Origin of the sequence: Salinicoccus jeotgali, assembly GCF_039538805.1 — a bacterium.
Classification (GTDB): domain Bacteria; phylum Bacillota; class Bacilli; order Staphylococcales; family Salinicoccaceae; genus Salinicoccus; species Salinicoccus jeotgali.
This window is the reverse complement of record NZ_BAABCK010000022.1, coordinates 46504-59294: the sequence shown is the minus strand read 5'-3', so window position 1 is coordinate 59294 and position 12791 is coordinate 46504. Positions and strand designations below refer to the sequence as shown.

16 protein-coding genes are annotated in these 12791 nt (G+C 43.9%); 6 read left to right on the top strand and 10 right to left on the bottom strand.

From position 1 onward, the window contains the following. Window positions 1–3: 3 nt before the first annotated feature. The gene (locus ABD734_RS06440) at window positions 4–630 is read right to left on the bottom strand and encodes a GNAT family N-acetyltransferase (RefSeq protein WP_344702614.1); all 627 of its coding nucleotides are present in this window, start codon (window positions 628–630) and stop codon (window positions 4–6) included. 91 nt (window positions 631–721) lie between these two features. Here ABD734_RS06440 and ABD734_RS06435 point away from each other — a divergent pair, with 91 nt between their 5' ends. Then, a complete protein-coding gene (locus ABD734_RS06435) occupies window positions 722–931 on the top strand; it encodes a hypothetical protein (protein WP_344702612.1) in 210 nt (69 codons plus the stop codon). A 14-nt stretch (window positions 932–945) separates the two neighbouring features. Here the strand turns inward: ABD734_RS06435 and ABD734_RS06430 are convergent, their stop codons facing one another. From ABD734_RS06430 to ABD734_RS06420, 3 genes are read right to left on the bottom strand one after another with little or no spacing between them, the layout of a single operon-like run. Further along, on the bottom strand, window positions 946–1866 hold the full coding sequence (locus ABD734_RS06430) for an alpha/beta hydrolase (protein ID WP_344702610.1): 921 nt from the start codon (window positions 1864–1866) through the stop codon (window positions 946–948). A 15-nt stretch (window positions 1867–1881) separates the two neighbouring features. Beyond that, window positions 1882–2376 carry a GNAT family N-acetyltransferase gene (locus ABD734_RS06425; RefSeq protein ID WP_344702608.1) on the bottom strand — a complete coding sequence of 165 codons (495 nt, stop codon included), beginning with the start codon at window positions 2374–2376 and terminating at the stop codon, window positions 1882–1884. A gap of 8 nt (window positions 2377–2384) precedes the next feature. Continuing rightward, window positions 2385–3098 carry a metallophosphoesterase family protein gene (locus ABD734_RS06420; protein ID WP_344702606.1) on the bottom strand — a complete coding sequence of 238 codons (714 nt, stop codon included), beginning with the start codon at window positions 3096–3098 and terminating at the stop codon, window positions 2385–2387. 111 nt (window positions 3099–3209) lie between these two features. On the opposite strand from ABD734_RS06420, the gene ABD734_RS06415 reads away from it, so the two are divergent. The 3 genes from ABD734_RS06415 (at window position 3210) to ABD734_RS06405 (ending at window position 5456) form a co-directional block, all read left to right on the top strand. Further along, complete coding sequence (locus tag ABD734_RS06415; protein WP_344702604.1) at window positions 3210–3791, top strand: histidine phosphatase family protein; 582 nt, start codon at window positions 3210–3212, stop codon at window positions 3789–3791. A 62-nt stretch (window positions 3792–3853) separates the two neighbouring features. Next, window positions 3854–4903 carry a C45 family autoproteolytic acyltransferase/hydrolase gene (locus ABD734_RS06410; RefSeq protein ID WP_344702602.1) on the top strand — a complete coding sequence of 350 codons (1050 nt, stop codon included), beginning with the start codon at window positions 3854–3856 and terminating at the stop codon, window positions 4901–4903. A gap of 16 nt (window positions 4904–4919) precedes the next feature. Further along, window positions 4920–5456: a DUF421 domain-containing protein gene (locus tag ABD734_RS06405; protein ID WP_344702601.1), complete on the top strand. Its 537-nt coding sequence runs from the start codon at window positions 4920–4922 to the stop codon at window positions 5454–5456. 12 nt (window positions 5457–5468) lie between these two features. On the opposite strand, the gene ABD734_RS06400 is transcribed toward ABD734_RS06405, so the two are convergent. The 3 genes from ABD734_RS06400 to ABD734_RS06390 all read right to left on the bottom strand — a co-directional run bounded on the left by ABD734_RS06400 (window position 5469) and on the right by ABD734_RS06390 (window position 8241). Next, complete coding sequence (locus ABD734_RS06400) at window positions 5469–6659, bottom strand: DUF418 domain-containing protein (protein WP_344702599.1); 1191 nt, start codon at window positions 6657–6659, stop codon at window positions 5469–5471. An 88-nt stretch (window positions 6660–6747) separates the two neighbouring features. Further along, window positions 6748–7074: a hypothetical protein gene (locus ABD734_RS06395; RefSeq protein WP_344702597.1), complete on the bottom strand. Its 327-nt coding sequence runs from the start codon at window positions 7072–7074 to the stop codon at window positions 6748–6750. 24 nt (window positions 7075–7098) lie between these two features. Then, window positions 7099–8241 carry an MFS transporter gene (locus tag ABD734_RS06390; protein ID WP_344702595.1) on the bottom strand — a complete coding sequence of 381 codons (1143 nt, stop codon included), beginning with the start codon at window positions 8239–8241 and terminating at the stop codon, window positions 7099–7101. A gap of 95 nt (window positions 8242–8336) precedes the next feature. On the opposite strand from ABD734_RS06390, the gene ABD734_RS06385 reads away from it, so the two are divergent. After that, the gene (locus ABD734_RS06385; RefSeq protein ID WP_344702593.1) at window positions 8337–8828 is read left to right on the top strand and encodes a hypothetical protein; all 492 of its coding nucleotides are present in this window, start codon (window positions 8337–8339) and stop codon (window positions 8826–8828) included. Window positions 8829–8838: 10 nt separating this feature from the next. Here ABD734_RS06385 and ABD734_RS06380 read toward each other — a convergent pair whose 3' ends face one another. Beyond that, window positions 8839–9795, bottom strand: a complete 957-nt coding sequence (locus ABD734_RS06380) for a dipeptidase (RefSeq protein ID WP_344702591.1) — start codon at window positions 9793–9795, stop codon at window positions 8839–8841. A 229-nt stretch (window positions 9796–10024) separates the two neighbouring features. Between ABD734_RS06380 and ABD734_RS06375 the strand changes: the two genes are divergently transcribed. Further along, window positions 10025–11212 (top strand): YjiH family protein, encoded by a 1188-nt coding sequence (locus ABD734_RS06375; RefSeq protein WP_344702589.1) that lies wholly within the window; start codon window positions 10025–10027, stop codon window positions 11210–11212. A gap of 48 nt (window positions 11213–11260) precedes the next feature. Here the strand turns inward: ABD734_RS06375 and ABD734_RS06370 are convergent, their stop codons facing one another. Together ABD734_RS06370 and ABD734_RS06365 are read right to left on the bottom strand one after the other, a co-directional pair. Continuing rightward, complete coding sequence (locus ABD734_RS06370; RefSeq protein WP_344702587.1) at window positions 11261–12106, bottom strand: TPM domain-containing protein; 846 nt, start codon at window positions 12104–12106, stop codon at window positions 11261–11263. Beyond that, window positions 12106–12690, bottom strand: coding sequence for a LemA family protein (locus ABD734_RS06365; protein ID WP_344702585.1), 585 nt, complete (start codon window positions 12688–12690; stop codon window positions 12106–12108). Before ABD734_RS06365 ends, ABD734_RS06370 begins: the two co-directional genes overlap by 1 nt. Window positions 12691–12791: the final 101 nt, after the last annotated feature.

Genomic DNA, 12791 nt, shown 5'->3' with positions numbered 1-12791 from the left:
AACTCATTTCCTATAATATTTTATATATTCTCCATCGAAACCACACCCTGCATAATCTGCACCATTTAAAAGCATCCATTCTGTGTCCTTATAGTGAATGAAGCGTGGTGCCCCCGATGGTTCATATCCTTCGGAGAGATCCAACTGCATAACATGCCTTTTTTTGCCGTTGTATTTATACGCTGTATCCACAATTCTGAAACCCAGTTTGAATTTATCTTTCAGGCTCGGAATATTATTTGGCATGACAGTCGTCAATACGTATTCAAAACGACCATCAGACCGCACTTTTTCAAGCAGACGCTCCCCCATCCTAGTCTGGAGGCCCTGCCCCCTTACGGCGGATTTGATGAAACTGATTTCGGAATAGATGACCGAATCCCTGTCGTCTATCCCCGCGTTCTCTGCCAGATGCTCTTCTTCGTCAGGGGACGGGATGTACATTGACCTAGTGCCGGCCAGCTTCCCTTCATCATATGCACCTATGATGAAACCTTGTTGGATGATCGCTTTGAATTCAGCACGTGTCAACGTTTGAAGCACTTCTTTATTTTCGAGCCCTTTGTATACTTTTTCCTGCAGTTCAAGTAATGCCGGTAATTCTCCGAGATGTATCGTCCTCAAATCCATCCAACCATCCTTTACGATTTATGTTGTGCGCTAAATATTTAGGTTTAACCCTAGCGACAGTGGGTTATATAGTGATGAGGAGTTGGTGCATATGGCAATCTTAGTTAAGGTTAAGGACAGCACGAACAACAGGACGGATTTTGATTATGTAGGACAAGACAGCATGAATCAGTTTGATAAGACTGAATATATACTGAAGGAAATGACTTCTGAAGACGATCATAAGTATATCCAGTTCATTTACCCAAATCATACTGAAGTGTTTACACAATTCAAAATCGATTATGTTAAAAGACGCTGAAAATTTCAGCGTCTTTATTTTTCTTTCAGCGTCTCCTGAAGCCAGCTGAACATCAACCCTGTCCAGTTTGCAGCCCTTACGTCCTCAATGCCGGTCATTTCTGTGGCCAAGCTTAAACCATGTCCACCCGATTTGAACGTATGGAGTTCCCATGGTATTTGATGCGCTTCAAGTCCTTTAGCAAAATCAAGGCTATTCTGTACGAATACCAATTGATCCGCAACAGTATGCCAGATGAAAGTCGGGGGCACATCCTTAGAGATGTTTTTTGCTAACGTTGCCCTATCCAGGAGCTCATCTGTCACATGCGGTCCGAAAATCATCCTGGATGCCGTCGTCATATATTTCGGATCGCCTATACCACGCTCTTCGGCTATAGATTTATTCATCATGAAATCCAGTATCGGATAGGATAGAATTTGGAAGTTCGGCTTGTACCATCTTGGTTCAGTGCCCGTCAATTCTTTTAGCCACGAAGTATTCCAGTGCACACCCAGGCTCGCAGCCAGATGTCCCCCGGCTGAAAAGCCTATGACCCCTATCTTATCGGGATTCACATTGAATTCATGACAATTTTCCCGGATGAAAGTCATCGTTTCCGCCAATTCAACCAGCGGGCCTGGAAACTCGGAACCGAGGGTTTCGTCTGCTTCAACCAAAGACGCGATCTGATAAAGTTCATCCCTGTTTACAGCATTGCCCTCTTTACGCATCGCCGAACCGAGCGTCGAATACCTCAATATGAATACATGATAGCCTTTCGCAAGGAATTCATAGGCAATTGGCTCAGCCTCCCGATCCGATACATACATATAACTGCCACCTGGACATATGACGACTGCTGGGCGACCTTCCTTTTCATATAAGCCGCTCTCTCCAAGCATCATCGTTACTTCTGCATGCTTACCCCCGATATAAAAACTTTGAAGATTCATTGTTCGTCCTCCCTATCAGTTGATCAGTCTATATAAATATTTCTCATTTCTATAAATCCCGTCTATATTCACGGCATCTACACGCTCGCCTTCCTCAAGAAATCCAAGCATCTTGTACAATTCAATCATTTCTTCATGGTCATCCCGAATTGCCGCTTCCAACCTATGGATCTGTATATCTTCTGCCCATCTGATGGCTGCATTCAATAGATTCCTGCCTATGCTGTTCTTTTGTTCCGACTTAAGTACCCCCATAGAAACGACTGCACGATGTTTCGTCGTCTCGCTGTGGTTCCCTCTCATACTGATATACCCTTGCATCTCCTGGTTTTCCAGTGCCAGGAAAATTTGACTTCTGCCATCTTGAAGCATATCAGATAATATATCTTCGGTGTTGCTGAGATTTATTTTCTTTTCGACATATAGATCATCCTGAGTATTGTACTCGAGGGACATCATCAAGTTTAAGAAGTTTTCACTGTCCTTCATTTCAACTGGTCTTATCTCCATTTTCATCCTCATTCCTTTAGCAAGAATTCCATAATGAAATCCAAAGCCGGTGGATTTTCATTCTTAAGTCCTTCAATGAACTTCCGACGATCATAGGGGACGTTCCTAAACATTGTGTTTATTGCGCCATCGTCTTTCAATTCGAGTATCGCATAAGGTGCAAAGGGAGTCTCTGTTACACCGAGTGCTCCTGGGTTGACCATTACAGGCCCTGAAGTCTTGAAGTGCTGGATGATGTGGTCATGTCCATACAGCACTACGCTATATGCTTCCTGTCCGTAGATTTCCTCAAGTAGATCAAGTGAAGGAGATTCTTCGATTGATCGGTACCGGCAACCATCCAGATGATAGTGGGTCAACAATATTCTATGGCCGTCCATCCTTTTTTCGGTAGTCAGAGGGAGGTTTTCCAGCATGTGGATATATCCAGGGTCGATGTGTTGCGAAACCCATAGATGATGTTCATGTTCAGGACCATTCACCCGGGATTTCATGCCTTTTAGTGCTTTTATCACTTCGTCATCGTGGTTCCCCGTAATCATAGTCAAATTCTCCATTTCAGACAGCACACTGAGCACTTCATTAGTCTGATGGCCAAGGGAGATTACGTCGCCTAAGCAATAAACTTCGTCTATCTTAAACTGTTCCATATCCTCGATTACTTTCTCCAACGCCTCGTAGTTCCCGTGTATATCGGAAATGACGGCGATTTTCATGGTCATGCGTTCATCTCCCTTACGCTCCTTTTGCCCTTTATGTTACCAAAAACCCTTTATACCACCTACCACTCACTCCCATGTTATCATATATGTATTATGACTAAGAGGTGTAATATGACTAAAATCTCACTTGTCAGACACGGTCTGACTGATTTCAATAGATTAAGGAAACTACAAGGGTTTTCTGACATTCCCCTCAATGAGGAAGGGGAAGGACAGGCTATCGATGCTTCGCTCTACCTTAAAGACGAGCCTTTTGACGCCATCGTTTCGAGTCCATTGAATCGGGCATTCCGAACCGCAGAAATAATCAACCAGAGTCATGGGCTGCCGATCACAACAATGGACGAACTTAAGGAACAACATTTTGGCAATCTTGAAGGGATGCATATCGATAATATAATGGATAAGTATCCAGATGGTAACCTACCTGGTATTGAAACGTTCGAATCGCTTTCCGCACGTGTCGAAAAGGCAATGAACATAATTTCAGAAGAATATGATGGACAATACGTATTGCTTACAGCCCATTCCCGTACAATCAAATCAATCCTCTCCCTCTATAGCGATGAAATTGATATGGCACAAACCAAATTGGATAACTGCAGCTTAAGCATCATCCAAAAGGTGAATGGCAATTGGCATGTGATCGACTATAATATTTCCACGGCGGTGTCCGGATCCACCCATGAATAGATATCTTCTTTACGCTAAAATATTGCGGCCCTTCCAACGGGTCATCATAGGAGCTGTAAACCATGCAGAACATCGAATCCACCATCCTTGCTTATAGAGGCGATCACTACAGCTACGGTATAATGCAGGGTGAATCTTTGAAACAGACCCACTATATGCAGAACAGAAATTACGAATGGATCAAAAGACGCCCAAAATTCAATTTGGACTATAGGGAGACAAAAGCTCTGTACCAGCATTTTGCACCGCGTATCTGGGAGGAATTGATGGGTTTACAGGAATCACTCGAAATCACCGACCATGAGGTCCTACTAAATCTCGCCCATTACCGTATCTCCCCTAAAGACAGTGGGTGCAGCGTCTATTTGGATAATGATACATTCATCAGGAACTATGATTATCATCCGAACACTTATGACGGTATATACAAACTTTTCCAACCTGATGATGGCTATTCGCACATCGGCCCTGCATCAAGAATAACCGGGAGAATGGACGGCATGAATGAGCACGGTCTTATCATGGCCTATAATTTTATGAATAGAAAACAGCCATTCGATGGATTTACATGCTTCATCATTGGACGGTTCATACTTGAACTTTGCAGGACAGCACAAGATGCGAAAGATCTATTGGAAGCGCTCCCCCATAGAGGCGGCTTCAGCTACGTCATCCAGGATAAGGGAAACAATTCATTCATCGCAGAAACTTCTGCACGCGGGATGGCATTTCGTGAAGCAAACATCTGCACGAACCATTATGAAGCACTGGCGCACGAAAACAGGAGGTATTTGGTCGATTCAAAGGAACGGCTGGATATTCTGAGGCAGTTGCGTTCCCCTTCTGAAGATGAATTGCTCGATTATTTCACCCAACCTGGTGAAGGTCTCTTCGTCGACAACTACAGAAGTTGGGCGGGGACCATCCACACTACCCGATACGATAAAAAGAACCTGACGGCTGGAATCCAGCTCGGCTCAGGTGATATGTACGATTTCGACTTTTCCGGTTGGCTTGCCGGTGAAGCGATCGGCCAACAGACCATCACAGGACAGCTCGCTACTGAACTCCCCTTCACCACTGCCGATTGGCGGCTGAAACCTATAAAATAGAATGGAGGGAGATTCAATGCTTGAATTCGATAACCTGATATTCAGCGGTTTCGATGTCATCCTGAGGACCGTGATTGTAGGCATCATGGCCTACCTTTCACTCGTCATCATCCTCCGGATCAGTGGTAAACGCACTTTGACTAAAATGAACGCTTTCGACTTTGTAGTGACAGTAGCCCTCGGTTCAATCCTCGCGAGCATCATCACCACCAAGGACATCACATTGATGCAGGGGGTGACCGCTTTCCTTGTTCTGGTCGTCATGCAGTATATATTCACCAAACTATCTGTAAAAAGTCTCTTTTTCAGTAACCTGGTGAAATCACAGCCTATCCTGCTCTACTTCAAAGACCAGTTTCTTGAAAATAATATGGCCAAGGAGCGCATTCTGGAAAGAGAAATCAGGCAAGCCGTCCGGGCAGACGGAAAAAATGATATGTCTGATGTACTGGCTGTCATTCTTGAGACTGATGGCAGCATCTCGGTCATAGGACAGAATCATGATAAGGAAAACTCAGATATGACGCTTCTTTTCGAGGACGTAAAAAAATAAGACCAGCTGGTCTTATTTTTTTATGGGCAGAATTTTCCCATAGGTTGACATGCGCCATATCCATTCGAGTGGTCCATATCTGAAGTGTCGCACCCAAAAGTGGCTCGCCATGACCTGAATTGCAAAAGTTGCTGCAACAATCAGGGGAAACCATACTGCTCCAATTTCATTGAACAGGCCGAAGCCAAAAAACAATGTGATCATCAATACGCTTTGCATGATGTAGTTGGTCAGTGCGAGCTGTCCGACAGGCTGCAGCAGTTTGGTGAAGGATTGGATTTTCAAGAACATCAGAGTCAACAGCGCAATATAGCCAAGTGACATCAAAGGGCCGCCTAATGTATAGGCGAGCATAGATAAGATGGACAGTGTTGGAGACCCCATGCCGTACGTCATGGTATATCCTGTGACCACTTTGACAGGGAGTCCGACTCCGATGCTGATTGCTGCAATTCTCCACAACTCCTTTTTGAGTGACCCCAGCCTTGTGTGGTAAGCTTTTTGTCCAGCATACAGCCCGAGGAGAAATATTGCCAGGATAAGTGGTGTCATCGCTATATTATTGACTGACATGAGAGCTAATATAGATAGATTCAGGGAAACGATGTCCCAGTAGGATCCCTTCGCTGCGCCGATCATGTCAATGCCGTAGGCGGAGCTGCCCGTCGCTTCTGCACTGATGTCCGGCAAGGATAGAGCAAGCATCGTCATCAATATTACGAACACTGAACCCAGCAATAGTATCATAGTCGAAATAAATAGATTAAAGCGAGGATTCAGGCGGTAAAAGAGAAGTAGTATGATGCCAGTCACAGCGTAGACGGTCAGGATATCGCCATACCAGATGAAAATGGCGTGGAGCAGGCCGATGATCAGCAGTATCGACATGCGCCTTACGAATAGCCTGTTCACCTGATGTGTCCTATTTTCAGCTCTTGATAAAAAGATGTAGAAGCCAAGCCCGAATAGGAAGGAGAACATCGTATAGAAATTGGCCGTGACGAATATGTTTATCAGCAGTATGATGATCGAATTGGAACCTGTGTATATCTCACTTGTATCAAATGTCAGCTGATTCTCCATCTGAGGGCCGGCAAAACTCATTATGTTCATCATCAAGATCCCAAGCAGTGCAAACCCGCGTATCGCATCAATTTCATGGACTCTGTCAGATGATCCAACCGGCAGATATTCCCGCTTCATGACATTCCTCCAAAACTAAAATGATTTACCCAATCATACCACAGTCCATTTCCGGATCACCCAAAAATCGGGGCATATAAAAATGGACTCAAAGATTTTGAGTCCATTTCTGCAGCCAATCCAGATCTATGAAATTTTGCAGCCAGTCCAGATCCATAAACTCCACCGGAGCACCTGTCATATAGGAATATATATAGTTGATGAAGAGTGCCAATAACGGTAGAAATACGAATATGAACAGGAACACCTTTAAAAATTTGGTGAATATATAATAGACCACCCTCAGTAGAACCAGGGCGATGGAAGTGGCAGCCACCGTCTTAAAATTATAGTCGAGATCGGCTATATCAAAATAATTTATGCCGTAAATGACGAAAAATGAGAGTGCTATAGTAAGTAGCAGTCTTATGAACATTTTTTCACACCCTTTAACTTACTGTCACTTCGTTTCTTTGACTTCAGTTACAAAAGCAGTGCAGAGTATGCCGAGTGCAATGATGAAGACACTGAGCCACGGTGCATAGCTGATATCAAAGTTGCTGATATAGATGCCGCCGATTACAGCTCCGATGCCGATACCTAGGTTCAGCCCGGACATATTCCAGCTGAACACCAGTGCTGCAGACCCCTGCACATTCTCCACCAGACCACTTTGTACTGCTGGGCTCGTGCTCCATTGGAACAGACTCCATATGAATAGAGTAATATAGAAAAGAACTGGTTTGCCATAAACGAGCGGCATTATTGCCATCGCCACCATAAATAAAGTCAGCATGATGAGAAGTGTGCGCTTCGTCCCGATCCAATCCACCATATTGCCCCCAAGATATGTACCAAGCATGCCGCCGACTCCCGCTATCAATAGAGCAACAGAGACATTCTCAATACTGAATCCATTTGTGGTCATCAACGGAGATATATAACCGAGGACGATATAGTTACCGATAAGAACAGACATTGTTACTCCAATATAAAGCAGGATATTTTTCCTGTCCAGAATTTTATCCGGCTCGGTATCACCAAGTTCTTCAGCATTCTTGTTAGGCACCAGAGCGAGTATGCCGGTACCCACCAGAACAGCTAATGCAATGACAATCCAAAATATGATACGCCAGCCAAATTGCTGGCCGATGATGGTGCCGAGTGGAATCCCGAATACATTCGCGGCACTGAATCCCATATAGACCAGAGCGATCATCCGTCCCCGAATTGCCGGTGCGGAAAGCAGCACTGTCATATCCATAATTTTGACTATAAACACTGCAGCAGCAAGTGCGGTCACAACTCGCCCGATGGCAAGCATGAAAAATGTAGTTGATAGCCCAAATATTATATTTCCGATTATAAATACGAGCAATGAAGCCATTATGACCGGTTTCGGCCTGATTTTTTCAGTCATCTTTACAAGCAATGGGCCGAATACGGCAAAGCTGACGGCATAGACCGTTATCAACTGCCCGGTCAATGCATTCGAAATGTTTAGATCAGCACTCATCAGTTCCAATATGCCTGATATGATAAGCTCCATCATTCCAAGAAGGAACACACCGACAGTAAAAGTTATTAATAGTTTCCTGTTCATGATAACCACCCATTCAAAAAGTCAACTTGACTATTATACAACATAAAGGCCTTCAATCAAACCTAAACGTGTTAATATTAAATAGAGGTGGTATTGTGAAAAATTTATTTCCCGTTTTGATTCTATTATTACTGACAGCCTGCAGTCAGCCTGACCAGGAATCCCTAGATGCACTCTATGAAGCTTTTGATAGGAATCACGACGAGCTTAAAACAGAATTTGAAGAAATGTATAAAGAGAGTTCAGAAACATCCGATCGAGAAGAACAACTTAAAATCATATACGATGAAATGCTGCCCAAAATCGAAGACTTCAGAAGGACCATCCATAATCATACTGTAACAGGGCATGAACATGAAAAATTCAAGGAAGATATATTGACATACATCGATTCCCTAGAGACTCTCGTTAAACTGCATGGCGAGTTCAACCGTACTTTCATAAATTATAATCCTCTCGGGGAAGATGAATTCAAAGGTGAAATCGAGGAGATCATGTCAGAAATAGAAGCCCAGGAAAAACAGCTTGATGAGCGATATGAAAATATCAATGAAACATATGAGGCACTATCATCGTCCTCCTCTTGAAGGGACCTGTCTAAGACAGGTCTCTTTTACAATATTTTTCAAAGAAATTCCTATAGGCAATCTTTTCAGTGAACGTTTCTCCGTACTTTCTCTTTAATGTTTCGATTAAATTGCCATATTCACCGGCATTTCCAAGGCGTTCAACATGATATGCAATCCCATCGAAGTCAGAGCCGAGTCCAATAGCATCTTCACCGCCGAGATTGATGATCCTATCTATATGGGGAGATACGTCTTCTATCTCTATTTTCCCCTCTCCAATAAATGGCGGGTTGAATACAATGTTGATCATCCCCCCTTTCTCAATCACCTTCCTTATCTGGTTATCCGTAAGATTCCGCCTGTGGTCACATATACTCTGTACATTCGAATGCGTCGCGATGACCCGATCCCCCTGCTCGATGACCTCCGTGATTCCTTTAGGGCTCAGGTGACTTATATCAATAAGCACATCATGGGCGTTACAAGAGGCCACAAACCTCTCTCCATACTCACTCAATCCAGCATCACGATTTTCCCCGACGCCGTCAGCCACCAGATTGGCATTGTTCCATGTCAGCCCTACAGAGAGTACTCCCAATCGGAATAGTGTACGGAGTTTCATCAGATCATTACCTACTGCATCCGCCCCTTCCAGTGTAAGGACCGCCCCAATTTCTTCTGGTTTTAGCCTCTCAATTTCTATAAGATTCTTTATATGGATAAAGTTCTCCTGACTCAGAACTTCATTATAGAAGCAATCCACCTGTTCCAACGCATGCTGCCATTTTTCATTGTCAGGAACTTCCGGTGGAATGAAAATCGCAAAAAATTGTACCTTCACTCCCCCCTCTTTCAGCCTCAATACATTCGTTTCAATTTCAGGAGAATCGTAGAAATTAAGCGTTTTCTCCCCATCATCATATGCTTTCCTGACATCCTGCTGTAATTTCAAAAGTGCGTCACAGTGTGTATCTATTATATCCATTTTTCCCTCTCCTTTATGTACAGTGCATGTAAGTTAATGGCACTCAGTTAGATTTTCATAATTATAAATAACAGTATAAACTAAATGCTATATTGAAAGCGTTATCTTATTAAGTCAAGATTTACAAATACCTTTCAACATGTATAATTATAGTACTAGGAGGTTAATTTATGCAAAAAAATGCNTACCCGTAGCATATCTCGCCAATCTTATGAACGAAATGATTGGATTGGATAATGTTGTTTTAATTGTTGTCATACTGATCAATATCTCCAGTCTGCTGACGATTGTTTTCAGCTGGTTCATCACGCCAAGTTCTGAATTTATAGGCAGTCTATTCAAAACCAATAATATTTGGGTCGTTTTACGTTTTCTTGGTGCACTATTCTCATTGATGGCCTATTTCGTTTTCGGACCAGAAGTGATCAATTCAGAGGTGACAGGCAGTTTGATGCTTTATGACTTATTGCCGACGCTGTTTTCAATCTTCCTGTTTGCCGGCGTACTTCTTCCCCTGCTGTTGAATTATGGTCTGTTGGAGTTTGTCGGAACCTTGTTCGCTAAAGTAATGCGCCCCCTCTTTACATTGCCGGGTCGCTCTACTGTAGACAATCTCGCTTCTTGGGTTGGCGACGGCACGGTCGGCGTACTCTTGACGAGCAAACAGTATGAGCAGGGATTCTATTCAGAGAGGGAAGCGGCTGTCATTGCCACGACATTCTCGGTAGTATCCATCACTTTCTCTATCGTCATACTCGATTTGATCGGACTTATGGATTATTTTGGTCTTTTCTACATGACAATTATAATAGCGGGTGTGATAGCCGCGCTGATAATGCCGAGGATTCCCCCTCTTTCCAGAACACAGGATAATTACCATGTAGAAGGTAGGGAACTTGATGAAAGCATACCTTCAGGACACAATATGTTTTCATGGGGCTATAACAAGGCGCTTCAAAGAGCGTCAAAAGCCAAAGGCTTTGCCGATTTTGCCAAGGACGGCATAAAGACTGTTGGAGACATGTGGTTTGCAGTCTTGCCGATAGTCATGGCAATCGGAACGATCGGCACCATATTTGCAGAATACACCCCTCTTTTCTCCTGGATCGGAGCGCCATTTGTACCTATTCTGGAAATGATGGGTATACCTGAAGCAAGAGCTGCATCTGAATCCTTATTTATAGGATTTACTGATATGTTCCTGCCATCCATACTGATAGAAGATGTCGCATCTGATATGACCCGGTTCATAATTGGTACACTCAGCATCACCCAGCTCATTTACCTTTCTGAAGTGGGAGGCGTCATCCTTGGGTCAAAGATTCCTATCGGTCTAGGCCGTCTCTTTGTAATCTTCCTGCTCAGGACGATCATCACGCTTCCAATCATTACAATAATTGCACACATGATTTTCTAAAAAAAAACTTCTGTTCAATATGAACAGAAGTTTTTTTATGCTGTATCATTAAAATCCGCGTCCGGCACCACCGCCGCCGCCAGAGCCGCCGCCGAAGCCGCCACCGCCAAAGCCGCCACCTGAGCTTCCACCGCCTGACGGTGGGAAGAAGATGGTCGGTCCGCCTCTTCCATGTCTTCTGGAACCGCCTTTTGGCGGCCCTCCGCCCCCCATAATCTTAAAGAGGACATAGATGACAATCATGGCAAATATTAATTTGAAAATACTCTCACCAATGCCGGCAGGTTGTCCATCGTTTGATGCCTCCCCTTTAGGGGTATCCCTTGTGAATTCGCCATCTTTATATTCGAAAGCTTCAAGGGATTCTTCGTATAATGTATTATAGAGGTTGGTCAACCCCTCTTCGTACTCGGCATAGGCGGCTTTTGACCCCTCTTCTTCCTCTGTTGCTGCAGTGAAGTGCTCCATCGCGACATCGTCTATGATGCGGCCTATTTTGGCATCGTTGAGATACCCTTCCACACCGTAGCCGACTTGGACTTCAACACCCCGGTTATCAAACTCATCTCCATTGTCAAGATTGAGCAGTATGACGATACCATTGTCACTTTCGGATTTACCGACGCCATATTCCCTCAGAGCCTCCAAGGCGAAGTCCTGGCGATGTACCTGACCTGTTGAAGGCATGGTCAACAGCATCATTTCGACTCCTGTTCCTTCCTCTAGATGTGTGCCTTTATCATTGAGTTCAGTAATCGTTGAATCACTGAGCACCCCTGCATTATCCTGTACAAAATGATGATCGGTGTTGAGTTCCGGAACTTGAACGCGCGCCTGTACAGGACCAGCTGTAAAAATGAATGCGGCCAGCAGAAGCATGACCAAACGTTTCATTACTCATCATCCTGTTCAGTATTGAATTCAATCTCCGGAACTTCTTTACTGCTCTCTTCTGCTTCAAAATAAGGTTTCTCATTAAAGCCCAATATACCTGCAACCATATTGCCCGGGAATGTCCGTGTATTCTTATTGTACTCCTGGACTGCTTCATTATAATCCTTTCTTGCCACTGCAATGCGGTTTTCCGCACCCGCCAATTCATCCCGGAGGCCCGTAAACTGTGAATCTGCTTTCAAATCAGGATAATTTTCAGAGATTGCCAGTAATCTGGATAGTGCAGAAGTCATGTCATTGTTTGCTTCCGCCATTTCTTCTACATTTTCCGAACCAGACAATTTGCTCCTTGCTTCAGCAATATCCGTGAAGATTTCCTCTTCGTGGGAAGCATATCCTTGGACGGTGCTGACTAGGTTTGGAATCAGATCACCACGCCTCTGGAGTTGGGTTTCGATTTGTGATTCCTGCTGATTGACCTCTTCTTCAAGATTTACGAATTGATTATATTTAGGGGCGAAAATGAGGGCCAGAATAATGAACAGCCCGATGATGATGCTTAAGGGTATAAGTAATTTTTTCATGATTCCTCTCCTGTCTCAAATGAACTGTCTTCCATTAATATTTTACCATCTTTCCATGTTTATGAAAGCAGCAGATGCAGATATTAAAAAAGCCGGTCTGA